The following is a 25,768-nucleotide window of genomic DNA, read 5'->3' as shown; positions in this document are numbered from 1 at the left end:
GTCGGGCTGCCCCCGGTTGTGCAGCGTCCGGATCTGCCGGTGCGGGCTCGGCTGACGGCCGGGTCGGCGGTGACGCTGTGGATCATCCGGCCGTCGTGGTTGTGGCGGCGTGAGCTGGCAGTCCTGGCGGTGCTCGTGGTGGCGGCGGTAGCGGGGTGGCTGGCGGCGGGCTGGCTCGGCGGCCTGCTGGCGGCGGGTTGGCCGGTGCTGGTGGTCGCGGGGGTCCCCTGGTCGCGTCACCGGGCGGCGGAGACTTGGCGGCGGGGCCGGTTGCGGCGGCACTGGGACCGCGCCATGCGGTTCGCCGGGCTGGCCACGATCAATGACCGCATCCCGCGCATTCGCGGGCATCGGGTCGTCCCGGCCGGTGACAGGCTGCTGGTGCGGGTTCCGCGCGGCGCGACGGTCAGTGACCTGGGGGGCGAGGCGGAACGGGTCGCGGCCACGCTGCGGGTGCGCGAGGTGCGGGTGGCGCGTGACATCGATCGCGCCGACCTGGCGCACGTCGACCTCGTGCGGCGGGATCCGTTCATCAATCCGCGTGATCCGCAGGTGTCCGAGCCGATCCGGTGGCCGTGGGCCGGTGGTGGTCAACGCAGTCTGCGCGATCCGATCCCGGTCGCGGTGGATGACATGGGTGATCAGATCACGGTCCGGCTCCGGGGCAAGAACATCCTGTTCGGAGGTGAGCCGGAGTCGGGCAAGTCGGCGGGGCTGGGGACGGTGCTGGGTGCGGCGGCGCTGGATCCGACATGCGAGATCTGGGGCCTGGACGCCAAGCGGGTGGAACTGGCGTTGTGGCGGCCGGTGATGACACGGCTGGAGTACGACAGCGACGGGGCGATCGCGCTGGCGGAGGACCTGATCAAGGAGATGGACCGGCGGTATGCGCTGCTGGAGTCGATGGGGCGGCGGGTGCTGGGGCCCCAGGACGCGCCCACCATTCTCTGGCCGGTGGATGAGCTGCGGTTCTTCACCGCGCACACCGACCGCCGGACCGCGCGGCACTTCAACGGCCTGGCGATCGACCTGGTGGCGCGGGGCCGCGCGGCGGGGATCATCGCCGCACTGGCGACACAGAAGCCCAGCGGCGATGTGGTGCCGACCTCGCTACGCGACTTGGTGGCGCTGCGGTGGGGAATGCGCTGCAACACCAAGGATGCCAGCGACACGATCATGGGCGCTGGGATGGCGTCGGCCGGGTGGGACTGCTCCCAGATCGACGTGCGGGCGCGCGGGGTCGGACTGCTGCACGCGGAGGGCAGCATGCCCCGGCGCTGCAAGAGCTTCTACCTGGATGACAACGAGATCCGCGACATCGTGGCGCGCGGGGTCGCGCTGCGGCGGCTGAGAGCCGGTGACCGCTGGGTGTGACCCCGGCGGCCGGACTCCTTCTCCTTCTTTCTTCTCTGGGGCCTCGCGTGGGCGGGGTCGGCGGGAGCGTGCCCGCCGCGCGGGGCCCTGTCCTTCCTTCTTTCTCTTGATGATGGGAGCGGCAGATGACGGTTTCCACGGAGTTGGCCGAGCGGGTGTGTCCGTGTGCGGCGGTGGTGGCGGGTCGGGTGTATCCGCTGGGGTCGCCTCAGCCGGAGGCGGCGGGGCATGCGTGGGTGGACCTGGTGCGTGAGGTGGCGGACACCCTGTTCGCTTTCGAGCTTCCGGTGGTGGAGCCGGATTCCCCGGATTGGTACGCGCTGTCTTGGTGCCTGTGGCGGTTCGTCCACGGGTACAGCGGGCGGGGCCGTCACAGTGCGGGTTCTGGCGCGGATCCGGGTCCGGATGCGGGCGGGGACGGGCTGTCGGGGGGTGAGGCTCCGGCGTCGGGGGCCGGTACGGGCGGTGCGGCGTGAGTAGCCGGCGGGATGGCCGGAGGCCACCCCGTAGGGGCGTAGTCCTGCCGTCCACGGACCCCGCGCGGGTGTCGGGTGTCCCGGGCGGGGTGCTGGCGGGCATGTTGGCGCGGGTCGCTGATCCGGAGCGGTGGCGGGCGTGGCAGCGCCAGGTGGCGCATGCGGGGCATTGTCAGCGGCCGGTGCGGGTGGCTGGTGGTGTGGCGGCGGCGGATGCGGTCACGGGTGAGGTGCGGGCGGAGTGGTCGTCGGCGGATGCGCCGGATGGCTCGCTTCTGCTGGCGTGTGGGGACAGGCGGTCGGCGGTGTGCCCGTCGTGTGCCGAGGTCTACCGGCGGGATACCTGGCAGTTGGTGGCGGCGGGCCTGCGGGGGCGTGCGCCGCGCCTGCCGGATGGGATGGATGCGGTGCCGGTGTCGGTGTCGGATCATCCGGCTGCGCTGGTGACGCTCACCGCGCCGAGTTTCGGGGCGGTCCACCGTGCGGTGGCGGGTGAGGGTGAGGTGTGCCGGAAGCGGGTGGGTCCGCCGGTGTGCAAGCACGGTGTGCGGCGGTGGTGTGCGGCTCGGCATGTGCCGGGTGATCGGCTGGTGGGTCGGGCGCTGTGTGTCGAGTGCTACGCGTACGAGGATCAGGTGCTTTTCAACGCCATGGTTCCGGAGCTGTGGCGGCGCACGCTGATCTACACCTATCGGGCGCTGGCCCGGGTGGCGGGTGAGCGGGTGGGGATGCCGATCACGGTCCGGGCGGTGCGTGGCTTGGTGCGGGTCAGCTACGTCAAAGTCGCGGAGTTCCAGTCGCGCGGGGCGGTGCATCTGCATGCGGTGGTGCGGCTGGATGGCGTGGTGGGTGGGGAGCGGTCGGCGGTGGTCGCGCCTCCGTCCTGGGCGGATGCTGCGGCGCTGGAGTGGGCGGTGCGGGAGGCGGCGGCCAAGGTGCGGGTGCCGGTGCCGATTGAGGGCAAGTGGGCTGTTCGCTGGGGGCCTGAGATGGATGTGGCGACCATCTCTGATCCCGGCCGGACAGCGGCCTACCTGGCGAAATATGCCACGAAGAGCGCGGGTGACACGTTCGCGGGGTTGCCGGTGCGGCGGGTCGGTGCTCGTGAGGTCGGGCGGGTGCTGCGCAAGGTGGCCAACCCCCACGTCGGTCTGCTGGTGCTGGCCTGTTTTCGGCTGTCCAGGCGGGAGGAGGCGGGGCCGCTGCGGCTGGCCGAGAACGTGCACAGCCTCGGCTATCGGGGGCATTTCGCGACGAAATCGCGGTGGTACTCGGTCACGCGGCGGACGTTGGGTGAGGTGCGGCGGGCGTGGCGGGTGCGGGCGCGGCCGGAGGGTGATCCGTGGGTGGCTGGGGCCGGGGATCCCGGGACGGTGCTGGTGGCGGCCTGGCGGTATGTGGGGTCGGGCTGGGCCTCCCTGGGTGATGCGGTGCTGGCCGAGACGTTGGCGCGTGATCATGCCGCCGCGCGGGCTAACGCGGACCTGCTGACGCCGTGGGCGGATCCGGGCATGCGGGCGACGGGGGATTTCGGAGATGGGGTGTGTGGTGATGGTTGATGTGCTGGTGATGGTGGCGGCGGTGGCGGCGGTGCCGATCCTGCTGCGGGTGGGGCTGGGCGGTGGCGGGCGGACGACCTACCGGGTGAGGGTGCGGGTGCCGCTGCGGGACCGGTATCCGCGTCTGTGGTGGTCGGGGGTGCTGCTGGGGCTGGTGCTGGCGGGTGTGGGTTGGCTGGCCGACTCGTGTGGGTGGTCCTGATGCCGGGGCCGTATCGGGCGCCGGGGCTGCTGCGGGGGCTGGCGGATGTTCGGTTCCGCTGGATGGTCACACCGCGTGTGATCAGCGTCCTGTACGTGGTGGTCGCGGGCGCGATGGTGGCGGGGAGCCTGGTGGGTTTGCTGCTGGTGTGGTCCATGGCCACCTGGGCGGGGGCTGGGATGTGGTGGTTCGCGCCGCTGGTGCTGGGCGGTGGTCTGGCGGGGGTGCTGGGCACGCGGATTGCGTGTGAATGGATCTTGATGGCGTTCACGCGCGGGCGTGCGATCGGCCCGCTGCCTCCGTCGCGTCCCTCTCCTCCGGCGGCCCCTCCGGCGGCGCGTCCGTTGGGCTCTGGTCCCGGGCGCTGGGGAGGTGGTGGTGATGCGTGACCTCAATGTGGTCCGCCGGGTGTCGGTGGGATCGCGGGTGGTCTTGGCGGTGGCGCTGCGGGTGGTGCTGGTAGCGCTGGCTGGGGCCGTGGTGGCGGCTACTGCGTGTCGGCGCATGGTGGATGCGGGCCTGGGGCGCGCTGCGGGCGTGGTGCGGGTGTGCTGGCCCCCTGTGCGGGCGTTGGCGGCGCTGGTGGCGGTGGCGGGGGCGGTTGCGCTGATGCTGGCGCCGCTGCTGGCGGCGGTCACGGGCGTGCGGTGAGTGCTGCGGCCCTGCTCCTGGCTAAGCCTGCGCGTCGGCGGGCGGGGGTCGGGGGCAGGGTCGCGCGAAGAATGGGCCGCGAATGCGTCCATAATGCTCGGACCCCAGCGACAGTAGTCGGTGAATGCCCGCAATGGCCGAGTGGCGCGGCGGTCGGCGGGGTGGTGGGCGGCCGCTCGCCGCAACCCGTTGCATTCCAGGGTTTGGAAAGTCAAGGGCCGCATCCGGGAATTCGGGGACGCAAATTGGCCGATTCAGGCCGGTGATCACCTGCCTTCATTGGCGCTGATCTTGGCCTGCGAGTGGACCGTAGGCGCAATTTCAGGGGTGGTTTCTGATGGCCCAGATGGATGTCATGACGGTCCGCGAACTGGCCTCTGAGCTGCACGTAGCCCGTTCTACGGTGTATCGGTGGCTGGAGACGGGGCGCGGACCTAAGGCGTTCCGGCTGCCGAATAGGGAACTGCGGATCAAGCGGGCTGATTTTATAGAATGGTTTCACAAGCTCGGAGCGGGAAGGGAGATTCGGTGATCAATTCGCAGGACGTGCAGTTCTGGCAGATTCGCAAGCGGGCGAATAGGCGTAAGCCGTGGGAGGTGCGGTGGCGGGTGAATGCGGGGAAGTTCTCCCGCTCGTTCGCGACTAAGGCGCTGGCGGAGAGCTACCGGGCCAACCTGGTGGCGACGGCTCGGGCCGGTGCGGTATTCGCTGTGGACACCGGTGAGCCGGTGGCCTGGGCCCAGTCGGCGGAGACGGTGTATGACCTCGCGCGCTCCTTCATCGCCTCCCGGTGGGTGGAGGCTGCGGGCGCTACTCGGGCGGCGCTGGTGCGGTCGCTGGTGCCGATCGTGCTGGCATCGCTGAACCCCAAAGCGGCCAAGCGGCGGCGCCCGGAGGAGAAGGTGCTCCGGCGGGCGCTGGCGATGTACGCGCTCCGGCCCCCCGCCTGGGCGCAGGACGGGCAGATCGGCGACGGTCCCGACGACATCCGCGCGGCGCTGAAGTGGCTGGCCGCGACCTCTCGCCCGGTGATGGACCTGAACGACCGGGTGATTCTGCGGGCGCTGCTGGAGGCGGTGTCCCTGCGGCTGGATGGCGAGCGGCTCGCGCACTCCAGCATCCGGGCCCGGCGCTCCACGCTCCACGCACTGCTGGACTTCGCCGCTGAGCGGCAGCTTCTGGCGGCCAACCCCCTGCCCGGGGTCAAGACACACCGGCGGCGCAGAGCGGATGCCGTTGACCCCCGGCGCATCCCGTCCCTTCCTCAGGCGCGGGCCCTCCTCACGGGGGTTGAGAAGGCGACCCGGACGGCCAACGACCACCTGTCGACCTTCTTCGCAGTCCTGTACTACGCCGGTACTCGGCCCGGTGAGGCGCGGGCGCTGTGCGAAACAGATTGCACGCTGCCCGAACAGGGCTGGGGCTCGTTGCTGCTGTCGGGCAACCGCCCTGAGATCGCACCGTGGGCATCCGACGGGGACCGGTGGGAGCGGCGGGAACTCAAGCACCGCTCACCCGGTGAGGTGCGCCCCGTACCCATCCCGCCCGTGCTGGTCGCCATCCTGCGCGCGCACCTGGACTCCTACGGCACGGCACCGGACGGGCGCCTCTTCTGGGAGGGGGACGACTTCGGGCCGGTGACCGGCCAGACCTACCGCCGTATCTGGCGCAAGGCACGCGCAAGCGCTCTGAGCCCTACGGAGCTGGCCTCCCGGCTCGCGGAGCGGCCCTACGACCTGCGACACGGAAACGCGTCCCTGCTCCTTGCCTCGGGCGTGCCAGCAACTGAGGTCGCACGGCGGCTGGGGCACTCGGTGCAGATGCTCTGGACGACGTACGCGCACTGGTTCGACGGCATGGAAGCCGCTGCGAACGCGGCCGTTGACGCCGCACTCAGCGCCAACAACGCGCTGACCAGCGGAAACGTGAACGACGGGCCAGACACGGGCCAGCACGGCAAGCACGAGGCATCCTGACGGCATTTCCGCTGGTCGCAGCGCTGACCGGCGGTACGTGAACGTTCACCACAGAATGGCGTTCTAGTGCGCGGCGACCGCCAGGCGTTCGAGCATGGGCGATGGCGGCCTCCGGCGGGCGGATGAACGCCGGAAGTGACGGCTGAGAGTCAAGATGTGTCGAGATCAAGGGAGGGTGAGATGAGCGTCGAGGCGAGGCCGTCCAGGCGTGGCGTGCGGCGGCGGCTGCTCGACCTGGTGTTCGCGCGCGGTCGGGTGAGAGAGGTGCGGCGCGCCGAGGGGCGGGGGCGATGGATCGGGATCCAAATCGGGGACGTGCCGGGCCTGGACTGGACGCCCGGTCAGCAAGTCCGCGTGCATGTGGCGGACATCACCGCCACCCGAACCTGGGTCAGCGGCGCCGTCCGCCACGCCCTGCGGACCTACTCCGTGTGGGACTACGACGCCTCGGCCGAGGTGCTGGAACTGTACGTCCTCGACCACGAGGGGGACGGGCCGGGCGCGCGCTGGGCGAGGGCGCTCCGGCCCGGTCAGGCGGTCGTGTTCGGCAAGCCGGAGGGCGGGTTCATCCTGCGGCCCGCCGCCTACCACCTGCTCGTGGGCGAGGAGACCGCGTCCGTCCCGTTCGGCGCCATGCTGCGGGCCGCCCGCGAACCCGTCCACGGTGTGATCGAGGTCGAGGGGCCCGAGGACCGGCTTCCGCTGCCGAGGGCTGAGAGCCTGACGTGGCGGTATCGCGGGGAGGCGCCCGCGGCCTCGTCCACGAGTCTGGTGGAGGCCGTGCGCGGGCTGGAGTTGCCCGATGAGCCGGGTTTCGCATACGTGGCGGGGGAGGCCCGCACCGTGCGGGACGTCCGCGCTCACCTGGTGGACGAACGGGGCTGACCGCGCAGATCGGTGCTGGTCAAGCCGTTCTGGGCGCCCGGCAAGCGGGGGATGGAATGATCGTTAACGAGCGTCGGCGGGAGGGGTTACGGCAAGATTATTCGTCGAAATGCACGTGCATCAGCTCTTGCACCTGCACGGCATTCCTAGCAGGATTACCCCGGATCCCCCCCGCACCCCCGCACGTGAACTCCCCGGAGATCGCGATGACCGCACACTTGAACGACAGTGACCGACAGGCGCTGCGGCTGGCCCAGGATCTCCGCGAGGAGATGCGGGCGGCCCTGCCGCAACAGGCCGCCGCGCCCTCGGTCTCTCCCTTCGTCGACCAGGCCGGGACGCCCAGCGTCCTGCTCCGGATGGACGCCGACACCGCCCGCGCGCTCATGGCCGTCCTGGCCGAGCGGCGCGTCGAGCGGGCCGCCGCGCCCCCGGTGGAGCCGCGCCGCGCCGACGGCTCCCACGTGCCGCCACCGGTACAGCCACCGTCGCCGCCGACGGCTCAGGCCGCCGGTGCGACAGGCCCGATGGTGGCCGCGGTCTCCCCCTTCGGAGGACCGGCGTACACGGAGTCGCCCTTCGGAGGACCGGCGTACGCCGATTCGCCTTTCGTCGAGCCGCCTCCCGGCGGTCCGACGTTCCCGGGGCCCACTCCGCTGGCGCCGTCGGTCTACCCGACCTACTGACCGGCCGGCCCCCCGGCTTCGCAACCGACCGGTCAGTCGCCCGCCGTGCCCGGCCGGCCGGTCGCTCATCGCCGCCGATCGCCCGTTCCCCGCGTCCTTCCACCCGAACGCCGAACGCTGCCGGTGGTCGCAGGACGCTAGCGTTCGCCACTGGTCGTAGAGCGCCCCCAGCCGCCGAGCGCGGGTCGCCGAGTGCGAGACGTGGAGCGCGGGTCGCCGAACGCCGAGCGCTGCCGGTGGTCGCAGGACGTTGGCGGTCTTCCTTGGTCGCAGGACGCCGCCAGCCGCCGAGCGCGGGTCGCGGGACGCAGGTCGCCGTTGGTTGCCGGTCGCCGCTGGTTGTAGGGCGCTCCCGCACGCCGAACGTGGCATGCCGGTTGCCGAACGTCGAGCGCCGCCGTGGTTGCAGGACGTTAGCGGCCGCTACTGGTCGTAGCGCGCCGTTGGTTGCCGGGCGGCACTGGTTGCGGGGCGCCGTTGGTTGCCTGGCGGGCGGTGGCTCATCGTTGGTCAGGCGCTCGCCGGGTCCACTCGTTTGCCGGGGCTGCTTGCTCGCTGTGTCTGCCTGGTCGGTGTGTCTGCTCTCTTGGCGTTTCTGGTTGGTCGCCGTGGTCGTTCGATCGACGGGTGCTGGGGGTTGGGGCCAGCTCATCGCGCGGTGGTGCCGTCGAGCAGTGCGATCTCAGGTCGGCGGGCCATCGCGGCGAGCCTTGGGAACGGTTGTTGCGTGGGCGGACGGGCGGCAATTGACCTCCTGGTCTCGGTGCTGGTGGGGCCTTCCGTGTCGTTCGAAGGGCTCAAGGCGGGCTGGCATGTGAGCTCGACTGCCTAAGACCCGTCTGTGGCGCTTTCAGGGGGAAGCTCGGACCCCGCTCTCGGTCCCGGAGGCTCCCTGCCTGGCTGGCTCTTGTGCCTGGCGGTAGACGGGGTCTCCGGCGAATCGGGACAGGGTTGCAACGTCCGCCGCCGCCTCCGGGGGGCCGCTCTCTGGGCCGGCCCGTGAGTTTGGCGCTGCGGCGAGGTCGCCGCTCAGGCGCTTCTGGGCGTCTCGGTTGTGGGCTTCCAGGGTTGCCCGCCGGGTGAGCTCGTGGTTCGCCTGCGGTAGGAACGGGCCTTCGGTGCTCCGGGGGCCCGTTTGGCGTTCGTTCGCGTGCCCAGGGGCGGTCGCGCGCTGGGCCGGGCCCCACCGATTAGCCTCGAACCCACGAGCCAGGCAGGCAGCCCCGAGGCCGTCGTCGAGGACTCCAAGACCTTGCCTAGACGCGCCAGAGCGCCATCCTCGCCGCGCCGCCAAACCCCCGAACAGCGGCCCCGCGCCTTGGCGGGTTCCGGAGGCTGCCCTTGTATCGCCCGCTGAGCGGCTCATCAGTCCCACTGGTCTTATCGGCCTCACTCGTCCCATGGGCCCGGGTGGGGGCTCTGGGGGCTGGTGTGGTTGGTGAGGTGGTTGGGGGTGTTGGGGTGAGGGCCGGGGGTGGGGGTTGGCCTTGGCTTGGGTCGGGTGGGTGCAGGGTTGAGCGTTCTCAATCGCCTGTGGGAAAGGCGGATCGGGCGGGTGGCGATTAAATGATCTACCTTTCGAAAGGTAAAGAAATCGCCCGTTGGTAGAAATCTCGGTAATGCCGTATATAGTCGACGCCAGGTCAGGGTCATGAACCGTTGACCTGGCCAAACGCATAACCGTCGCTTCCCGCCCGCCAGGCGGGATCACTTCGCCGAACCGCGGCCGCACCATGCACGGCCGCATCCGTGTGGGGCCCATGAGCCCCCGGTCGGCATTCTTCCCGCTTCATTCGAAGCCCGCGCCGGCGCGCACGCCCAAGGACGGGGTACGCGCCGTTCCCCGCGCACGCCCAAGGACGGGCGCGCGCCCCAGGGCGCGGGTGCGGTCCGCCATGCCCGCGGGCCATCCTCCGCAGTCTTCCTGCGGGCGGGTTCTTCGCGACGGCATCTCCCGAGTCCCGAGTCTCGGACCCGTTCTCCTGCCCGGACCAGCCCCTGTGCTCCGGCGTGCGGAACGGCAGCCCTGTACCCCGAACGAAGGATCTTCATGCAGAAGCGAGCGATCAACGTCGTCCTTACCGGCATCACCAGCGCGGCCATGGCCGGGATGCTGGTGGCCGGCGTGGCAGCGGCCAGCGACGACTCCGCTCCCAGCGGCGACAAGCGACTGCTGTCGCAGCAGGCCATGAACACCCAGGAGCACAAGACCGCCCACAAGGGCGGGAAGAAGGACTCCGCCGAGTCCCGCTCCACGTCCAAGGACTCCGCCAAGCGCGCCAAGAAGTCCTCGAAGGCGCTCCTGTCCGGCAAGACCATCGCGTCCTACTTCTGGGACGACGGTTCCGGCGTGAACGGTGACACCGGCGCGCCCGCGGGCGGCAAGCCCATGCAGAAGGGCCTGTTCGCCAGCCCGAGCTGGCCCCTGCACACCAAGGTCCGCGTGACCTACGACGGCCGCAGCGTGACCGGGTTCGTGGGCGACCGCGGCCCCGGCAGCCCGTCCCACCGGGGCGTCATGCTGGACCTCGACACCTACACCTTCCGCTACCTGCTGGACGGCAAGAAGCCGAGCAGCAAGTACAACGCCGGCACCGGCGAGGGCCACATCAAGGGCGTCAAGTGGGAGGTCCTCAAGTGGGGCTCGGGCGCAGGCAAGCGCGGCGCCCCGCGCCCCCTCGGCTGACCTGCCGAGCGCGACGAATCCGGCAGGGCTGCCGGCGTACGAACGGGAATGTCCCGCCGATCACCATGATCGGCGGGACATTCCCGTTTCCGGTGCCTGGAAGGTCAGCGGCGCGGGAGGAGGGGGAAGGGCGCCGCCGCCGGTTCGCGGGACAGCTCGCGGGACAGCGCCAGCGCCGCCGTGCGGACGGCCGGGGCGAGCCGGTCCAGGTCCAGGCGGCAGACGTTGCCGGTGATCGAGATCGCGGCGATCACGCGGCGGCGGTGGTCCAGGATGGGGGCCGCCACGGCGGAGACCCCGGCCTCGGACTCCTCGCGGTTGACGGCGTAGCCGCGGGTGAGCGTCCGGGACAGCTCCCGCTGGAGCAGGCCCGGCATGACGATCGTGTGCGGGGTGTAGTGGACGAGGCCCGCCGCCAGCACCCGCTCCAGCCGGTCGGGCGGGCCCAGGGCGAGGAAGAGCTTGCCGGTCGCGGTGCAGTAGGCGGGCAGCCGCCCGCCCACCCGGGACACGATGGGCATGGACCGCCGCCCGCTGACCTTCTCCAGGAACAGGGTGTCGTTCCCGTCCAGGACGGCCAGGTGGATGTTCTCGTGCGTCGCCTCGTAGAGGTCCTCCAGGTAGGGGAGGGCGGCCTCGCGGAGCCCGCGGGGGCGGGGGGCGCGCTGGCCGAGCACGAACAGGCGCATGCTCAGCCGGTAGCCCGACTCGGTGCGCTCGACACCGCCCCAGCGCACCAGCTCGCCGAGCAGCCGGTGCGCGGTGGGCTTGGGCAGCCCCGTCCGCGCGGCCAGCTCGGTGAGGTTCAGCTCGGTGTCGGCGGAGCCGAAGGCGTCCAGCAGGCTGAGGCCCCTGGCCAGCACCGACCTCGGCGGCTCGTCGCCGTCGACGCGCGTGTCCATCTTCCGATCGTTCACGTGATCGGGCCTGCCCGCAAGGGGCGGGAACCGGGCGGCGGCCCTCGTCATCGGCCGTGCCCGGTGATGCGCGCCTCGATCAGCAGCGGACGGGTGAGGTCCTTGACGGAGGCGACCGCGTCCCGCAGCGCGTCGGCGGACTCCGGGCGCACCGTGTCGATGTCGAACAGGCGCCCGGCGGCCTGCCAGTCCAGCGCGGGGCCGGTGAGGTCCATGCCGACGTAGCGGCCGTGTTCGGCGGACGCGCCGCCGCTCTGGTCCAGGGTGTCCTTCAACGTGCGGTACTCGCCGTTGTTCATGACGACGAACGCTACCGGGACCTCGTAGCGGGCGGCGCTCCAAAGGCCCTGGAGGCCGAACATGGCGCAGCCGTCGCCGAGCACCGCGACGACGGGGCGGTCCGGGTCGGCCAGCCGGGTGCCGACGGCGGCGCCGATGCCCCAGCCGAGGCCGCCGCCGACCGTGTGGACGTAGGAGCCGGGCCGGTCCTGTCGCAGGACGGCGCGCAGCCGCAGCCCGGTGGTGATCGCCTCCTCGACGACGACCGCGTCGGCGGGCAGCCCGGCCGCGACCGCGTGCGCGGCGGCCCCCGGGTCCATCGGGACGGGCCCGTAGGCGTCGCGGGCGGCGGACTCGACGGCGGCGCGGGCCTGGTCGGTGGCGGCGCCGATCCGCTGCGCGCGGTCCGGCGCGGACGGCACGTCCAGCCGGTCGGCGAGGGCCCGGAGCGTGGCGGCCAGGTCGCCGGTGAGGCCGTGCCGGACGGGGAAGTTGCGGCCGATCTCGGCCGGGTCCTCGTCGATCTGGACGATGTCCAGGCCGTCCGGGACGGCCGAGCCCGGCGTGTAGTGGTGCGGCATGAACGCGTGGCAGCCGACGATGAGCGCCGCGTCGTGCTCGGCGAGGGTCTCGCGGATCGCCGTGTTGCGGGGCGCCAGCATGCCCGCGTAGAGGGGGTGACCGCCGGGGAAGTCGATGCCGTCGTTCATCGGCTGGTGGTAGACGGTCGCGCCGAGGCCCTCGGCGACGGCGACCAGCGCCTGGACGGCTCCGGCGCGTCCGACGCCGTCGCCCGCGATCACCACGGGACGCTCGGCGGCGGCCAGCAGGGCGGCGGCCTCGGCGACGCCCGCCACGGCCGGGCCCGGCCCCGACACGGGGGAGCGGGCCGGGACGGCGACGTCGACGTCCTCCTCCAGGAGGTCCATCGGCACCGATATCAGCACCGGGCCCGCGGGCGGGCGCGCCGCGAGCGCGAACGCGCGCCGCAGCACGAGCGGCAGGTCGCGGGCGTGCTGGACCTCGAAGGCGAACTTGGTCGCCGCCGACGCCAGCCCCACGAGGTCGCCCGAGAGCATCGGGTCCTGGAGGAGGTGGCGGCGGTCCTGCTGGCCCGCCACGATCACCATCGGGGTGCGCGAGCGCAGCGCGTTCAGCATCCCGATCATCCCGTTGGCGACGCCCGCCGCCACGTGCAGGCTGACGAAGGCCGTGCGGCGCGACGCGCGCGCGTACCCGTCGGCCATGGCGACGACGGAGCCCTCCTGGAGCCCGAGGACGTACTCCAGGTCGGGTGCCTCCACCAGGGCGTCCATCAGCGGCAGCTCGGTCGTGCCGGGGTTGCCGAAGATCCGGGTCACGCCCTCGTCCCGGATGATCTCCAGCAGTGCCTCGATCGGCCTCATGGTCTCGTCTTCCTGCCCTTCGTTCTGCTGATCGCGGCCGGGTCCGGCGTCGCCGGGTCGCCCTGCCGTCGTGCTGCCGGCTCGGCGCCCGGGCCGGTCGGCTCACTCAGTGTCGGCTCACTCAGTGGCGGTCCGCTCAGTGCATGGCCGAGCCGCCGTCGACGTTGATCGTCTGGCCGGTGAGGAAGCCGCTGCCCTCGTCGCACACGTACAGGAGCGTGGAGATGAGGTCGGCCGGGTCCCCGACCCTCGGGACGACCTGGAGGTCGCGGACCCGCTCGAACCCGCCGTCCGCGCCGGTGGTGCGGGCGGCGGTCTCGGTGCGGACCAGGCCCGGGGAGATCGCGTTCACCGTGATGCCGTCGCCCCCGACCGCGCTCGCGAGGGCCCGGGTGAACCCGACGAGCCCCGACTTGGACGTGGTGTAGGCGACCAGGTCGGGCGGGCCGAGGAACACCACGGCCGAGACCATGTTGACGATCCGGCCCCAGCCCGCCGCCTTCAGGTGGGGGAGGGCGGCGCGCGAGACGAGGAAGGGCCCGTCCAGGTTCACGCGCATGATGCGCCGCCAGTCCTCCAGGGTGGTCTTCTCGAACGGCAGCGGCGGGTAGATCCCGGCGTTGTTGACCACGATGTGCAGGCCGCCGAAGCGGGCGGCGGCCTCCTCGACGGCGGACTCGACCTCGTCCGGGTCCGTCACGTCCGCGCGGACCGGGTGGAACCGTCCACCGCCGATCAGCTCGGCCGTGCCCGACATGTCGGCGAGGTCGAGCCCCGCGACCAGGTGCCCTCGTGCGGCGAGGGCGATCGCGAACTCGCGCCCCAGCCCTCCCGCGGCACCGGTCACCAGGGCGACCCGCTGCGCTCCGTCTCCCGAAGGCGTCTCACTCATGGACGTCAGAGTGAGGCCGCGCCCGGGAAAGCGACAAGGCGCCGTTTTCACTCACTGAAACGCGCGACTTGTGGTCGAGTGGCGCAGGTCACATGCTCGGCCGCATGTCCGCACCACAGCCGTCGGCCGCGTCGGCCGCCGCAAGCGACCGGGACGGGCCTCCGGCGCCGCGCCGCGCCCGGTTAGGCCGCCCGGTCCCCGACGAGGCCGGAGTCGTCGGGGTACTGGTCCTCCTCGTCCTCGGAGTGGGGCTGTTACAGCCCGACTTCCTCCAGACGGGGAACCTGCTGACCACGGCGCACAACTCCGTCTATGTCGGGCTGATGGCGTGCGGGATGGTGTTCGCGCTCGCGATGCGCGAGGTGGACCTGTCGGTCGGCGGGGTCTACGCGATGGGCGTCGTCGTCGGGGCGCTGCTGATCAGGGACGGCATGAGCACCTGGCTCGCGGTGCTGGTGGTGCTGGCGCTGTCGGCGTTCGTCGGCGCGGTGAACGGCGCCGTCACCACCTACCTGCGGCTGCCCTCGTTCATCGTGACGCTCGCCACGTCCATGCTGCTGCGCGGCGTGGGGCTGGCGCTGGCCGAGGGCAAGCAGATCACCGACCTGCCGCAGGACGACGCGTTCTTCCGGGTGCTCGGCGGCGAGGAGTTCCTCGGCGCCCCGAACGCGGTGTGGGTGTTCGGCGCCGCCGTCGTCGCGCTGACCGTGCTGTTCACGCGGACGCGGTTCGGCGCGCGGGTGCGGGCGATCGGCTCCAACCCCGAGGCAGCCGAGTTCGGCGGGCTGCCCGTCACCCGCACGCGCATCGCCGCGCTGGCGCTGTCGGGGCTGATGGCGGGCCTGGCGGCGGTGCTGGCCCTGGCGTTCTTCATCGCCGGGGACCCCACGATCGGCCAGGGCTACGAGCTGACCGCGATCGCCGCCGCGATCATCGGCGGGACGCCGCTGAAGGGCGGCAGCGGCTCGGTCATCGGCGCGGCGGCGGGCACGCTCATCCTCGGCGTCGTCACCGCGGCGCTGGTGTTCTTCGAGGTCCCGATCAACTGGACCACCTTCGCGACCGGCGGCGTGATCCTGGTCGCCGTCGGCGCCGCGCCGCTGGTGCGCCGCGTCCGTGACCTGCGTGCGACGCGCGACCCGCGCGCCGTGCGGGATCCCCGCCCCGTCGACGGCGACGGGCGCTCCCCTGGGAGGAAACCATGATGCCGCGCCTGCGCGGGCCGCTCGCCCTGGCCGTCGCCCTCACCCTCGGCACCGGCCTGGCGGCCTCCTGCGGCGACGACGACGGCGGCGGGTCGGGGAAGGGCAAGAAGCTCAAGATGGGCATCGCCGTCGCCAACTACAGCCTGAACTTCGCCCGCGAGATGTACGAGGGCGCGACCGAGGCGTCCAAGCAGGCCGGCGGTGTCGACTTCAAGGTCGTCGGCCCGCCCAACACCGACGGGCCCGCCGAGCAGCAGCTCTTCCAGAACCTCACCGTCACCCACCCGGACGGGATCGTGCTGGAGAACCTCGACCCGCCGATCTTCACCCGCCCGGCGGCGCAGGCGGTCGGCAAGGGCATCCCGATCGTCGCGCTCGACACCGCGCCGACCGACGGCAGCAAGGTCGACTTCTACGTGGGCAACGACAACTACGAGCTCGGCGGGCTGCTCGCCCAGGAGACGGTGAAGAAGCTCGGCGCGGACGCGAAGGGGACGGTCGTCGTCGGCGTCCCGAACCCCGGCGCGCCCGTGCTGGACAGCCGCGCCAAGGGGATCAAGGACACGCTCGCCAAGCAGGCGCCGGGCATCCGCGTCCTCGGGCCGTTCCAGACCTACAGCGACCCGGCGCAGAACTACGGCGCGTGGCAGTCGCAGGTCAACGCCAACCCGGGCGCGCTGGCCTTCCTCGGCGTGGGCGACGCCGACAGCTACAACCTGGCGCGGCTGAAGGAGCAGCGCAAGGGCAGGTACCTCACCGCCGGCTTCGACGTCGACCCCAAGACCATCGAGGCGATCAAGAAGGGGACGAACTTCACCGGGATCGACCCCGAGCACTACCTCAAGGGCTACGTCTCCACCGCCGTCCTGATCAAGTCGGTGCGCGAGAACGACGGGAAGCTGCCGAAGGGCTGGTTCAAGACGCCCGGACTCGTGATGGACCAGCGCAACATCGACGAGATCATCAAGCGGCAGCAGAACGTCCAGAACGCCTACACCTGGTACAGGCCGCAGCTCGACAGGCTGCTGGCGAACACCGGCGCGAGCATCCGGCCGCTCAAGGAGGCACGCTGACATGCTGGTGGCCTCCGGCCTGGTGAAGCGCTACGGCGGGGTCACGGCGCTGGACGGCGTCGGGATCGCGCTGGAGGCGGGGGAGGTGCACGCCCTCGTCGGCGAGAACGGCGCGGGCAAGTCCACGCTCGTGAAGATCATTTCCGGGGTGGTGCGGCCCGGCGGCGGCACGATCGAGCTGGACGGCCGCCCGGTGCGCTTCGCCGACGCCCGCCAGGCCGCCCGGCAGGGCGTCGCGATCGTCTCGCAGGAGCTGATGATCTACGACGACCTCACCGTGCTGGAGAACCTGTTCCCCTACGGGGCGCCGCGCCGGGGCGGCCTCGTCAGCGCACGGGAGACGCGCAGGCTCGCGCAGCCCGTCCTGGACGAGCTGGGCCTCGACCTGGACCCGCGCGTGAAGGCGGGCGAGCTGCCGCTGGCCGACCGGCAGCTGCTGGAGATCTGCCGGGCGCTGCTCCAGGACCCGCGCGTGCTGATCCTGGACGAGCCGACCTCGGCGCTGCCCCGCGCCGCCGCCGACCGGCTCGCGGGCGTCACCCGGCGGCTCGCCGGGCGCGGCCTCGCCGTCCTGTACATCTCGCACTTCCTGGAGGAGGTCATGCGCGTCGCGACGCGGGTGACCGTCCTGCGGGACGGCCGGGTCGTCCTGCCGGGCGCGCCCGTCGCCGACGTCGGGCTCGACTCGCTGGTCACCGCGATGCTCGGGCAGCCCGCCCGTGAGGCCATCCCCCCGGCCGCCGCCCCGCCCCGCCCCGGCGGGGCGGCGGTCTCCCTCACCGGCGTCACCGTGCCGGGCCGGCTGCGGGAGGTGTCGGTCAGGGCGGCCGCCGGGGAGATCGTCGGGCTGGCGGGCCTCCAGGGCTCGGGGCACCTCGCCGTGCTGGACGCGGTGTGCGGGCGGGCGCGGCCGTCCGCCGGGACCGTCCGGCTGCCGGACGGGCGCTCGCCCCGCTCGGCGCGGCAGGCGGTCACCTCCGGCGTCGCGTTCATCACCGGGGACCGCAAGGGGCGCGGGCTGATGCTCGACAAGCCGCTGTGGGAGAACGTCACGTCGGTGAGCTGGCTCGGCCAGGGGCGCGGCGGGCCCATGCCCCGGCGGTCGCGGCTGGTCGAGCGGTCCCGCGGCCACCTGGACCGCCTCCGGGTCCGGGGCGAGGTGCGCGCGAAGGCGAGCGACCTGTCGGGCGGGAACCAGCAGAAGGTCGTGCTGGCCAAGTGGCTGGACGCGGCGCCCGCCGTCCTCGCGCTGGACGACCCGACCCGCGGCGTGGACGTCGGCGCCCGCACCGAGCTGCACGACATCGTCCGCGGCCTCGCCGCCGACGGGAAGGTCGTGCTGATCGCCTCCACCGACCTCGCCGAGCTGGTCGAGCTGTGCCACCGCGTCCTGGTCTTCCAGCGCGGCCGGGTCGTCGACGAGCTGGCGGGGGACCGGCTCACCGAGGCCGAGCTCAGCCTGGCCATGAACGCCGGTTTCGCCGCCACATGAGCCGTGACCGCCGAATGGCGCGTACCACCGGGTGAAGGACGGCGCCGGGGCCGCGGGCCCCGGCGCGCACGGGTTCCGCGGGCCCACGGGGAGCGGCCCCCGAGGGCCCGCGGGCACGCCCGGCAGGCACGCCCCGGCGGGCGCGCCCCGGCCCGCGTCAGGCTCCGAGCAGGGCGACGACCGGCGCGAACCGCTCCATGTCCGCGTCGGAGACCAGGTAGTAGCCGAACCCGTACCGGTCGCGGCGCGCGGCCATCTGCTCGGCGATGTGCTCGGGCGGGCCGACGAACTGGGACGGCATGTCCAGCACGAGCTCCATCGAGGACGCCCCCCACCCCCGCAGCACCGCGACCTTCGCGGCGGCGGCGCGGGGGTCGGCGCCGAACGTCGGCGACACGAGCATGCTCAGCTCGACGTCGCGGTCCCCGGCGGCCTCGCGGACGAGGTCCACCTTGCGGGCGATGGTCTCGGGCAGCCGCTCGGAGATCTCGTCGGAGATCGTCCCGTCGGGGAGGGCGCGGGGGAGGATCCCGACGGTGTCGGCGAGCCGTCCGCCGATGCCGAGCATGCGGGCGCTGCCCGCGCCGACCAGGATCGGCGGGCGCCGCGCGGGTGCGGGGAAGACCGTCAGCCCGTCGACCCGGTAGTGCTCCCCGGCGAAGTCGGCCTTCTCGCCCGCCAGCAGGCTCCGCAGGATCCGGAGGGACTCCTCCAGCCGCCCGACCCGCGTCCCGGCCGCGTCGAAGGCCATGCCGGCCCGCTCGTACTCCGAGCGCAGCCACCCCGCGCCCATCCCCAGCTCGAAGCGCCCGCCGGACAGGTGGTCCAGCGTCGCGGCCTCCTTCGCGAGCATCACCGGGTGCCGGAAGTCGTTGGAGGCGACCATCGTGCCCAGCCGCAGCGTCCGCGTCGCGCCCGCCGCGGCGGCCAGCGCGACCATCGGCGCGAGCTGGTCGCCGAACGGCTCGGCCACGAAGTGGTCGCGCAGCGTCAGCGTGGCGTATCCGAGCTCCTCGGCGCGGCGCGCCGTCGACAGCAGCGCGTCCGCCGAGCGGACCGACTCCCCGACGACGCCGAAGCGGAAGGGGCGGCGGCGCCGGTCCCCGCGGTGTTCGTCCATGCGCCCGAGCATGCCGCCCGGCCGGACGGCCGCGCTGGCAGGAATCCGACACCTGGTTCGGGTTCGGCGAACCGATGCGCCGCGGGGGCTGGTTTCCGCCGGTCGAGGATCGCAGTATTTGCCGAGGGCGGATTCGCCCTGGCCGTTCGTTCCCCCGGCCCTGGAGGTCAGCACGTGAGTGACACGTCCCCCGCCCGCGTCACGGCTGCGAGGAAGGCGGCGGCCGGTGTGCTGCTCGCCGCCCCGTTCCTCGTGTACCTGGCGGTGCCGAGTTACGCCAAGGAGAGCCCGCGCCTCGCGGGCTTCCCGTTCTTCTACTGGTGGCAGCTCCTGTGGGTGCTGCTCACCGCCGTCTGCATCGGCGGAGCCCACCTGCTCACCCGGCGCCGGGGCGGTGCGCGGTGAAGGACGTCGAGGGCGTCGAACTCGCCATCTTCATCGCCGTCTTCGCGGTGGTGACCGTGGTCGGCTTCGCCGCCGCGCGGTGGCGGCGCGGCCAGACCCTCATGCACCTGGACGAGTGGGGCCTCGGCGGACGCGGCTTCGGCACGTTCGTCACCTGGTTCCTGCTGGGCGGCGACCTGTACACCGCCTACACCTTCGTCGCCGTCCCGTCGGCGGTGTTCGCGGGCGGCGCGATGGGCTTCTGGGCCGTCCCCTACGGGGCGATCGCCTATCCGATCGTGTTCCTGGTCGGCCCGCGCCTGTGGTCGGTCGCCCATCGGCACGGGTACGTCACCGCCGCCGACTTCGTCCGCGGGCGGTTCGGGTCGAAGTCGCTCGGGCTCGCCGTCGCGCTCACCGGGATCCTGGCGATGATGCCCTACATCGCCCTCCAGCTCGTCGGCATCCAGGCGGTCCTCACCGTCATGGGCGTCACCGGCTCCGGCTGGGCGAAGGACCTGCCGCTGTTCATCGCGTTCGGCCTGCTGGCGGCCTACACCTACACCTCGGGCCTGCGCGCGCCCGCGCTGATCTCCTTCGTCAAGGACGCGCTGATCTACCTGGTGATCATCGTCGCGGTCGTGTACATCCCGACGAGGCTCGGCGGCTGGGACTCGATCTTCGGAACGGCGGAGACGGCGCTGGCCAGGCCCAACCCGGCCACCGGCAAGCCCGCCGGGTCGCTGTTCACCAACGACATGACGCACTGGGCGTACGGGACGCTGGCGCTCGGCTCGTCGCTGGCGCTGTTCATCTACCCGCACACGGTGACCGGCGCGCTCGCCGCCGGGCGCCGCGACGTCATCCGGCGCAACGCGGCGCTGCTGCCCGCCTACTCGCTGCTGCTCGGCCTGCTCGCGCTGCTCGGCTACATGGCCCTCGCCCACCCGGGCACCGTCGCCGCCGTGAAGGCGGCGGGCAACCCGCAGCTCGCGGTGCCCGAGCTGTTCGAGCAGGTGTTCCCGAGCTGGTTCGCCGGGCTCGCGTTCGCCGCGATCGGGGTGGGGGCGCTGGTGCCCGCCGCGATCATGTCGATCGCCGCGTCCAACCTGTTCACCCGCAACGTCTACGCCGCGTTCCTGCGGCCGGACGCGACGCCCGAGGAGGAGACGCGGGTGTCGCAGCTGGTGTCGCTGCTGGTCAAGCTCGGCGCGCTGGTGTTCGTCCTCGGGTTCGACAAGTCACTGGCGATCAATTTGCAGCTGCTCGGCGGCATCTGGGTCGTGCAGACGTTCCCGGCGATCGCGATCGGCCTGTTCACCCGGTGGCCGCACCGGTGGGCGCTGCTCGCGGGCTGGGCCGCCGGCATGGCCTACGGGACGATGACCGCCTACGGCACGTCCTCGCCCACGCAGAGGCACTTCGGGTCGCCGCTCGACGACATCCCGTTCGTCGGCCACACCGGCTACATCGCGCTGACCGCGTTCGCGCTGAACATGGTCGTGGTGGTGGCGGTCACGCTGCTGCTCCGGGCGGTGAGGGCGCCGGAGGGCCAGGACGAGACGAACCCGGACGACTACCTCGCCGACGCGGACCCCGCCCCGGCGGCGCCGGACGACCCGGGCCGCTCCCTCACCGGCCGGCCCGTCTGACCTGGGGCCGGTTCTGGGCCGGTGGAACGGGGCGAGCGGCTCGGTCGCCGTCCGTGCGGCGTAAGGGCGTCACCGACCGCCCGGTTCCACCGGCCTTGCCGGGTTATGTTCCACGATCGCGCCATCCGAACACCCGGCCGACCGCGCGGTCGGCCTCCCCGGGGGCCGGCCGGTGTCGCTAGAGGAGGCCCTGGTCCTTGGCGTAGAGGGCGGCCTGGGTCCGGTCGCGCAGGTTGAGGCGCTGCAGGATGCGGGAGATGTGGTTCTTCACCGTTCCCTCGCTGACGTACAGGCGGGAGGCGATCTCCTTGTTGGTGGCGCCGGCCGCGATCAGCCGGAGGACGTCGGTCTCGCGCGGGGTGAGCGACCCGGGGCCGGGGAGGGCGGCGGCGAGGCGGCGGGCGACGGCGGAGTCGAGTTGCGTGACGCCGGAGTGGGCCAGCCGCACCGCGGCCGCGAGTTCGGCCGCCGGCAGGTTCTTCAGCAGGTACCCGGAGGCGCCCGCGCGCAGGGCCTGGACGACGTACTCGTCGTCGTCGAACGTCGTGAGCATCACGACCCCGCAGGACGGGGTCCTGCGGCGGACCTCCGCGGTGGCCGCGACACCGTCCATGCCGGGCATGCGCACGTCCATCAGGATCACGTCGGCGGACGGGGCGGCCTCGACGGCCTCCGCGCCGTCGCGGGCCGTGCCGACCACGTCGATGCCCGGCTGGAGGCCGAGGAGCGAGGCGATTCCCTCACGGACGAGTTCCTGGTCGTCCGCCACAAGGACCCGGATGCCGTTCACCAGGGGACCGTGACCGAGACCGTGGTGCCGGTGGACGCGCTCGCGAGCTCGAAGCGGCCGCCGAGGCGGCCGATCCGCTCGCGCATCCCGCGTATGCCGAATCCCTCCCGCATGTCGAAGCCCCGGCCGTCGTCGGTGACGACCAGGCTGGCCCCGGAGTCCTCATAGGACAGGGAGAGCTTGATGCGGGTGGCGCCTGAGTGGCGGCACGCGTTGGTCAGCGCCTCCTGGGCGGCCCGGTAGACGGCGGTGAGCGCCGCCTGGGGGCGTTCCCCCTCGTCGCCGACCACCTCAAGGGTGACGGCGAGGCGGTCGTCGTTGAGGCGCGCGATCAGATCGGTCAGCGCGCCGGTCAGCCGGAACCGGTCCGGCCCGAGCGCGCGCACCGACCGGCGCACCTCGGTGAGGGCGCGGTCGGCCGACCAGCGGGCGTCGGACACCGCGGACCGGGACGCCGCGGGGTCGAGCTCGGCGAAGGCGGCGGCCTTCTCCAACTGGATGCCGATGGCGGTCAGGTGATGGCCCAGGCTGTCGTGGATCTCCCGGGCGAGCCGGTTGCGCTCGTCGGCGGCGGACAGGTCCCGCACCTCGCGCATGGTCCGCTCCAGCCGGACGCGGGCCTCCCGCTCGCGGACGGCGACGGCGGCCATCGTCACGGCCAGGACGATGCCGAGGGCGAACATCACCAGGTCGGAGATGTAGGCGGCGCGGACCTGCCAGTCCGGAACCCAGAGCGTGTACGCGGCCACGATCGCCGCGACGCATCCGGCGCCGAGCGCGACCGCGGCGCGGCGTCCGAACGCGAAGTAGGCCGTGAAGGGGATGAGGACGAACAGCACGCGCGCGACCCCCGAGGCGTCCAGCGCGTTGACCGCCGCGTAGAGGGCCGTCCGGACCGCCAGGAGCGCGGGCGCGGGGACGCGCCGGTCGAGGGCGTCCACCCCCATCACCACCAGGACGCAGGCCGCGAAGCCGGCGGTGCGCAGCGATGGGCCCGCGTCCACGAGGGCGTAGTAGACGCCGCCGAGCAGTACCGCGAGGCAGAGGAGGGGTGGCACCCAGGGCACGGGGCGCGTCGTCGCCATGCGCGCAGGCTACGCGTGAGGGCGCCGCGCGGGCTACGGGCGCGCGGAGGGTCTGGCCATAGGTCATGTGCCGTCCGGCCGGCGAGGGTCTGGCCACCTCTCACTTATCCGGTGGGGGCGTCGCTTCCTACGTTGCGGGGTGTCCCTACCGAAGGAGTCCCCCATGGTGTCGCGTACCGCCCTGCTCGTTCCGGTCCTGCTCGCATCCACGCTGAGCCCTGCCGCCGTCGCTGACGCGGGCTGCGGTGAACGGGGGCTCGGCGTCCCCGGCGCGGAGCGCTCCGTCGTCGCGTGCCTCCCCGACCTCACGACGGCCGGGACGGTTCCGAGCGGGCACACCGACCCCGCCGACTGGGCCGGGCTGGTGGCGCCCGGGGCGGTCAACCCGTCGGGTGTGCCGGGAATCCAGATCGACGGCTACTTCCCTGACACGTCCGCCACCAACCCGACGCACGGCTGGAACCACGACGCGCAGTTCGTCATCCGGCTCCCCGAGCGCTGGAACGGCGGGCTGGTGGTGAGCGGCCCGCCCGGTGTACGCGAGCAGTACGCCAACGACCGGATCATCGGCGACCACGTCCTGGCCAGGGGCTACGCGTTCGCGGCGACCGACAAGGGCAACACCGGGCCCGCCATCTACCAGGACGGGCGCAGGCCGGGCGACGCGATCCAGGAGTGGCACACGCGCCTGGCCCAGCTGACCATCGCGGCCAAACAGGTCGCGGCGCGGCGGTACGGCCGGGCCCCGCGCCACACCTACGCCGCCGGCCTGTCGGCCGGGGGATATCTCGTCCGCGCGCAGCTTGAGCGCTACCCGCGCCTCTACACAGGGGGCGTCGACTGGAACGCGCTGACGTTCGCGTCGAAGGGTCCGAGCCTGCTGACCACGCTTCCGCCCGCGCTCCGCGCCTACCCCCGGTACAAGGCGGGCAGGCCGGGCGCGCATGAGGAGATGCTCGCCGCCGGATATCCGGCGGGATCGGAGCCGCTCTGGGACTACCACCACAAGAACCAGTGGGACTTCTTCCAGCGGGTCATCCGGGAGGAGCTCGACCCCTCCTACGACGGGGCCGCCCAGGCGGGGACGCCGTTCTGCGCGGAGGGCACCGGCTCCGGATGCGACACCGACTACCGGCTCCGGTCGCGTCCGAAGGCGGTGCGGAAGGCGGTGGAACGCGTTTCCCTGACGGGACGCATCGGACGGCCGCTCATCAGCATCCAGGGCACGCTGGACGTGCTGACGCCGATCAGCAGGAACGGCGACGTGTACGACGAGATGGTGCGCGGGGCGGGCCGGGGGGCGCTGCACCGCTACCACCGCGTGCCCGGCGGGAGCCACACCGATGGACTCGCGGCCGCCTTCCCCACGCTCGTCCGGCCGATGCAGTCCGACTTCCTGAATGCGTTCGACCGGCTGGCCGCCTGGACGCAGGGGGGAGGACGAGCCGTCGGCTGAGGGGCCCGCGACCGTCCGGCCTCTTGCGGCCAGTCGGACCGTATGGACAATGCCGCTCGGCCGCGCGTAGTACTGGCGATGACGGGCGGCGGACCGGCGCCGGCCGACCGCCTGAGGGCGGTGCGGCCGGTATGACCGGCGATCGCCCGGCACCACCAGCTCCCGGCACCACCAGGCAGCCCCGGGGAGAGCCCGATGCGCACCTCCGACGACGACGGTCCGTTCGTCATCGACCCCACCGGCCGTGACGTGCAGGGCGACGCGGCGCGGATCCGCGCGCGAGGCCCGGTGGCGCGCGTGGTGCTGCCCGGCGGCGTGGAGGCGTGGGCGGTGAGCGGTCCGGAACCGCTGCGGCGGCTGCTGACCGACGACCGGGTCTCCAAGGACGCCTACCTGCACTGGCCGCCCCTGACCAACGGGGAGGTCGGGCCGGGATGGCCGCTGTTCGCCTGGGTCGCGGTGCGCAACATGCTCACCGCCTACGGCGACGACCACCGGCGGCTGCGGCGGCTGGCGTCCAGCGCGTTCACCGCGCGCCGCACCGCCGCGCTGCGTCCCCGCGTCGAGGCGATCGTCGCCGCGCTGCTCGACGGGCTCGACGGGCTCGACGGCGCGGCGCCCGGCGAGCCGGTGGACCTGCGCGACCGCTACGCCTATCCGCTGCCGATCAGGGTGATCTGCGAGCTGTTCGGAGTCGAGGACGCGGGCGTGCGCGAGGAGATACGCCGCTGCGTCGACGTGTTCTTCCGCACCACGGCCGCGCCGGAGGAGGCCGCCGCGGCGCTGCCGCGGATGCGGGAGGTCCTGCGCGGGCTCGTCCGGGAGAAGCGGGCGCGCCCCACCGACGACCTGTCGTCGGCCCTGATCGCCGCCCGCGACGAGGGCTCGCCCCTGTCGGAGGAGGAACTGGTCGACACGCTCACGCTGTTCCTGAGCGCGGGCCACGAGACCACCGTCAACCTCCTCGACAACGCGATCCACGCCCTGCTGACCCGTCCCACCCAGCTCGCCCTGGTCCGGGCAGGGCGGGCGACCTGGGACGACGTCGTCGAGGAGACCCTGCGGGCGGAGCCTCCGGTGGCCAACCTGCCGCTGCGCTTCGCCGTCGAGGACATCCCGCTGGAGGACGGTGTCACGCTCGCCAAGGGCGAGGCGATCCTCGCCTGCTACGCCGCCGCCGGACGCGACCCGGACGCGCACGGCGCCGACGCCGACCTCTTCGACGTCACCCGGGCCGACAAGGAGCACATGGCGTTCGGCCACGGCGTCCACTACTGCCTCGGCGCGCCCTTGGCCAGGCTGGAGGCGTCGCTGGCGCTGCCCGCGCTTTTCGAGCGGTTCCCGGAAATGGAGCCGGCCGTGGAGCCGGGTGAACTCCTGCCGCTCGATTCCTTCATCTCCAACGGCCACCGCGCCCTGCCCGTCCGCCTCAGGCCCACCGCCTGACGCCCCTCGGACCGGGTCCACCGGTCGGCTGGTAGGGGGGCAGGGGGTGGCCCGCATGGAGGGATGGGCGAGACT

The 25,768-nt window shown here is 72.8% G+C and carries 23 protein-coding genes; 17 read left to right on the top strand and 6 right to left on the bottom strand.

Annotated elements, in window-relative coordinates:
* Nucleotides 1-39: 39 nt before the first annotated feature.
* The 10 genes from GNZ18_RS42890 to GNZ18_RS39130 all read left to right on the top strand — a co-directional run bounded on the left by GNZ18_RS42890 (nucleotide 40) and on the right by GNZ18_RS39130 (nucleotide 10,496).
* On the top strand, nucleotides 40-1,374 hold the full coding sequence (locus GNZ18_RS42890; RefSeq protein WP_156222396.1) for an FtsK/SpoIIIE domain-containing protein: 1,335 nt from the start codon (nucleotides 40-42) through the stop codon (nucleotides 1,372-1,374).
* Nucleotides 1,375-1,951: 577 nt separating this feature from the next.
* On the top strand, nucleotides 1,952-3,409 hold the full coding sequence (locus GNZ18_RS39170) for a replication initiator (RefSeq protein WP_156222394.1): 1,458 nt from the start codon (nucleotides 1,952-1,954) through the stop codon (nucleotides 3,407-3,409).
* Nucleotides 3,402-3,611 (top strand): hypothetical protein, encoded by a 210-nt coding sequence (locus tag GNZ18_RS39165; RefSeq protein ID WP_156222392.1) that lies wholly within the window; start codon nucleotides 3,402-3,404, stop codon nucleotides 3,609-3,611. Before GNZ18_RS39170 ends, GNZ18_RS39165 begins: the two co-directional genes overlap by 8 nt.
* Nucleotides 3,611-4,000: a DUF4282 domain-containing protein gene (locus tag GNZ18_RS44190; RefSeq protein ID WP_156222390.1), complete on the top strand. Its 390-nt coding sequence runs from the start codon at nucleotides 3,611-3,613 to the stop codon at nucleotides 3,998-4,000. Before GNZ18_RS39165 ends, GNZ18_RS44190 begins: the two co-directional genes overlap by 1 nt.
* Complete coding sequence (locus GNZ18_RS39155) at nucleotides 3,990-4,262, top strand: hypothetical protein (RefSeq protein WP_156222388.1); 273 nt, start codon at nucleotides 3,990-3,992, stop codon at nucleotides 4,260-4,262. The genes GNZ18_RS44190 and GNZ18_RS39155 overlap by 11 nt, the downstream gene beginning before the upstream one ends.
* Nucleotides 4,263-4,599: 337 nt before the next feature.
* Nucleotides 4,600-4,794 carry a helix-turn-helix transcriptional regulator gene (locus GNZ18_RS39150; protein WP_216651582.1) on the top strand — a complete coding sequence of 65 codons (195 nt, stop codon included), beginning with the start codon at nucleotides 4,600-4,602 and terminating at the stop codon, nucleotides 4,792-4,794.
* Nucleotides 4,791-6,239: a tyrosine-type recombinase/integrase gene (locus tag GNZ18_RS39145; protein ID WP_156222385.1), complete on the top strand. Its 1,449-nt coding sequence runs from the start codon at nucleotides 4,791-4,793 to the stop codon at nucleotides 6,237-6,239. The genes GNZ18_RS39150 and GNZ18_RS39145 overlap by 4 nt, the downstream gene beginning before the upstream one ends.
* A gap of 180 nt (nucleotides 6,240-6,419) precedes the next feature.
* Nucleotides 6,420-7,124 carry a siderophore-interacting protein gene (locus GNZ18_RS39140; RefSeq protein WP_156222383.1) on the top strand — a complete coding sequence of 235 codons (705 nt, stop codon included), beginning with the start codon at nucleotides 6,420-6,422 and terminating at the stop codon, nucleotides 7,122-7,124.
* 206 nt (nucleotides 7,125-7,330) lie between these two features.
* On the top strand, nucleotides 7,331-7,810 hold the full coding sequence (locus GNZ18_RS39135; RefSeq protein ID WP_156222382.1) for a hypothetical protein: 480 nt from the start codon (nucleotides 7,331-7,333) through the stop codon (nucleotides 7,808-7,810).
* A 2,050-nt stretch (nucleotides 7,811-9,860) separates the two neighbouring features.
* On the top strand, nucleotides 9,861-10,496 hold the full coding sequence (locus GNZ18_RS39130) for an RlpA-like double-psi beta-barrel domain-containing protein (protein WP_156222380.1): 636 nt from the start codon (nucleotides 9,861-9,863) through the stop codon (nucleotides 10,494-10,496).
* A gap of 104 nt (nucleotides 10,497-10,600) precedes the next feature.
* On the opposite strand, the gene GNZ18_RS39125 is transcribed toward GNZ18_RS39130, so the two are convergent.
* The 3 genes from GNZ18_RS39125 to GNZ18_RS39115 form a co-directional block, all read right to left on the bottom strand.
* On the bottom strand, nucleotides 10,601-11,398 hold the full coding sequence (locus GNZ18_RS39125) for an IclR family transcriptional regulator (RefSeq protein ID WP_156222378.1): 798 nt from the start codon (nucleotides 11,396-11,398) through the stop codon (nucleotides 10,601-10,603).
* Nucleotides 11,399-11,460: 62 nt separating this feature from the next.
* Nucleotides 11,461-13,098 (bottom strand): thiamine pyrophosphate-binding protein, encoded by a 1,638-nt coding sequence (locus tag GNZ18_RS39120; RefSeq protein ID WP_156222376.1) that lies wholly within the window; start codon nucleotides 13,096-13,098, stop codon nucleotides 11,461-11,463.
* A gap of 136 nt (nucleotides 13,099-13,234) precedes the next feature.
* On the bottom strand, nucleotides 13,235-13,990 hold the full coding sequence (locus tag GNZ18_RS39115) for an SDR family NAD(P)-dependent oxidoreductase (protein ID WP_156222374.1): 756 nt from the start codon (nucleotides 13,988-13,990) through the stop codon (nucleotides 13,235-13,237).
* Between the two features lie 104 nt (nucleotides 13,991-14,094).
* Between GNZ18_RS39115 and GNZ18_RS39110 the strand changes: the two genes are divergently transcribed.
* Genes GNZ18_RS39110 through GNZ18_RS39100 form a run of 3 tightly spaced genes read left to right on the top strand, consistent with a single transcriptional unit; the run spans nucleotide 14,095 to nucleotide 17,760 of the window.
* A complete protein-coding gene (locus GNZ18_RS39110) occupies nucleotides 14,095-15,195 on the top strand; it encodes an ABC transporter permease (protein ID WP_156222372.1) in 1,101 nt (366 codons plus the stop codon).
* Nucleotides 15,192-16,268: a sugar ABC transporter substrate-binding protein gene (locus GNZ18_RS39105; RefSeq protein WP_156222370.1), complete on the top strand. Its 1,077-nt coding sequence runs from the start codon at nucleotides 15,192-15,194 to the stop codon at nucleotides 16,266-16,268. The genes GNZ18_RS39110 and GNZ18_RS39105 overlap by 4 nt, the downstream gene beginning before the upstream one ends.
* A gap of 1 nt (nucleotide 16,269) precedes the next feature.
* Entirely contained in the window at nucleotides 16,270-17,760 is a 1,491-nt protein-coding gene (locus tag GNZ18_RS39100) for a sugar ABC transporter ATP-binding protein (RefSeq protein WP_156222368.1), read from the top strand.
* Nucleotides 17,761-17,917: 157 nt separating this feature from the next.
* On the opposite strand, the gene GNZ18_RS39095 is transcribed toward GNZ18_RS39100, so the two are convergent.
* Nucleotides 17,918-18,880 carry a TIGR03621 family F420-dependent LLM class oxidoreductase gene (locus tag GNZ18_RS39095; protein ID WP_173391023.1) on the bottom strand — a complete coding sequence of 321 codons (963 nt, stop codon included), beginning with the start codon at nucleotides 18,878-18,880 and terminating at the stop codon, nucleotides 17,918-17,920.
* A 174-nt stretch (nucleotides 18,881-19,054) separates the two neighbouring features.
* Here GNZ18_RS39095 and GNZ18_RS42885 point away from each other — a divergent pair, with 174 nt between their 5' ends.
* Complete coding sequence (locus GNZ18_RS42885; RefSeq protein ID WP_214621023.1) at nucleotides 19,055-19,285, top strand: DUF3311 domain-containing protein; 231 nt, start codon at nucleotides 19,055-19,057, stop codon at nucleotides 19,283-19,285.
* Nucleotides 19,282-20,916, top strand: coding sequence for a monocarboxylate uptake permease MctP (gene mctP, locus GNZ18_RS39085; protein ID WP_312875008.1), 1,635 nt, complete (start codon nucleotides 19,282-19,284; stop codon nucleotides 20,914-20,916). The genes GNZ18_RS42885 and mctP overlap by 4 nt, the downstream gene beginning before the upstream one ends.
* A gap of 178 nt (nucleotides 20,917-21,094) precedes the next feature.
* Here mctP and GNZ18_RS39080 read toward each other — a convergent pair whose 3' ends face one another.
* Both GNZ18_RS39080 and GNZ18_RS39075 read right to left on the bottom strand, forming a co-directional pair.
* Nucleotides 21,095-21,706 (bottom strand): response regulator transcription factor, encoded by a 612-nt coding sequence (locus GNZ18_RS39080; protein WP_214621025.1) that lies wholly within the window; start codon nucleotides 21,704-21,706, stop codon nucleotides 21,095-21,097.
* Nucleotides 21,703-22,791, bottom strand: a complete 1,089-nt coding sequence (locus GNZ18_RS39075; RefSeq protein ID WP_156222362.1) for a sensor histidine kinase — start codon at nucleotides 22,789-22,791, stop codon at nucleotides 21,703-21,705. Before GNZ18_RS39075 ends, GNZ18_RS39080 begins: the two co-directional genes overlap by 4 nt.
* A gap of 163 nt (nucleotides 22,792-22,954) precedes the next feature.
* Between GNZ18_RS39075 and GNZ18_RS39070 the strand changes: the two genes are divergently transcribed.
* Together GNZ18_RS39070 and GNZ18_RS39065 are read left to right on the top strand one after the other, a co-directional pair.
* Nucleotides 22,955-24,247, top strand: coding sequence for a tannase/feruloyl esterase family alpha/beta hydrolase (locus GNZ18_RS39070; protein WP_156222360.1), 1,293 nt, complete (start codon nucleotides 22,955-22,957; stop codon nucleotides 24,245-24,247).
* Nucleotides 24,248-24,442: 195 nt separating this feature from the next.
* Nucleotides 24,443-25,693, top strand: a complete 1,251-nt coding sequence (locus tag GNZ18_RS39065) for a cytochrome P450 family protein (protein WP_156222358.1) — start codon at nucleotides 24,443-24,445, stop codon at nucleotides 25,691-25,693.
* The last annotated feature ends 75 nt before the right edge of the window (nucleotides 25,694-25,768 follow it).

This window comes from Actinomadura litoris (assembly GCF_009733595.1).
Classification (GTDB): Bacteria; Actinomycetota; Actinomycetes; order Streptosporangiales; family Streptosporangiaceae; genus Spirillospora; species Spirillospora litoris.
Note: the sequence above shows the minus strand (reverse complement) of the source record. Positions and strands in the feature narration are given on the sequence as shown.

Coding starts and splice junctions, on each gene's coding strand:
- GNZ18_RS39065 (WP_156222358.1), top strand. CDS start 24,443: ATGCGCACCTCCGACGACGACGGTCCGTTCGTCATCGACCCCACCGGC.
- GNZ18_RS39120 (WP_156222376.1), bottom strand. CDS start 13,098: ATGAGGCCGATCGAGGCACTGCTGGAGATCATCCGGGACGAGGGCGTG.
- GNZ18_RS39170 (WP_156222394.1), top strand. CDS start 1,952: ATGTTGGCGCGGGTCGCTGATCCGGAGCGGTGGCGGGCGTGGCAGCGC.
- GNZ18_RS39140 (WP_156222383.1), top strand. CDS start 6,420: ATGAGCGTCGAGGCGAGGCCGTCCAGGCGTGGCGTGCGGCGGCGGCTG.
- GNZ18_RS39135 (WP_156222382.1), top strand. CDS start 7,331: ATGACCGCACACTTGAACGACAGTGACCGACAGGCGCTGCGGCTGGCC.
- GNZ18_RS39105 (WP_156222370.1), top strand. CDS start 15,192: ATGATGCCGCGCCTGCGCGGGCCGCTCGCCCTGGCCGTCGCCCTCACC.
- GNZ18_RS44190 (WP_156222390.1), top strand. CDS start 3,611: ATGCCGGGGCCGTATCGGGCGCCGGGGCTGCTGCGGGGGCTGGCGGAT.
- GNZ18_RS39115 (WP_156222374.1), bottom strand. CDS start 13,990: ATGAGTGAGACGCCTTCGGGAGACGGAGCGCAGCGGGTCGCCCTGGTG.
- GNZ18_RS39075 (WP_156222362.1), bottom strand. CDS start 22,791: ATGGCGACGACGCGCCCCGTGCCCTGGGTGCCACCCCTCCTCTGCCTC.
- GNZ18_RS39110 (WP_156222372.1), top strand. CDS start 14,095: ATGTCCGCACCACAGCCGTCGGCCGCGTCGGCCGCCGCAAGCGACCGG.
- GNZ18_RS39070 (WP_156222360.1), top strand. CDS start 22,955: ATGGTGTCGCGTACCGCCCTGCTCGTTCCGGTCCTGCTCGCATCCACG.
- GNZ18_RS39130 (WP_156222380.1), top strand. CDS start 9,861: ATGCAGAAGCGAGCGATCAACGTCGTCCTTACCGGCATCACCAGCGCG.
- GNZ18_RS39095 (WP_173391023.1), bottom strand. CDS start 18,880: ATGGACGAACACCGCGGGGACCGGCGCCGCCGCCCCTTCCGCTTCGGC.
- GNZ18_RS39150 (WP_216651582.1), top strand. CDS start 4,600: ATGGCCCAGATGGATGTCATGACGGTCCGCGAACTGGCCTCTGAGCTG.
- GNZ18_RS39165 (WP_156222392.1), top strand. CDS start 3,402: ATGGTTGATGTGCTGGTGATGGTGGCGGCGGTGGCGGCGGTGCCGATC.
- GNZ18_RS39125 (WP_156222378.1), bottom strand. CDS start 11,398: ATGGACACGCGCGTCGACGGCGACGAGCCGCCGAGGTCGGTGCTGGCC.
- GNZ18_RS39100 (WP_156222368.1), top strand. CDS start 16,270: ATGCTGGTGGCCTCCGGCCTGGTGAAGCGCTACGGCGGGGTCACGGCG.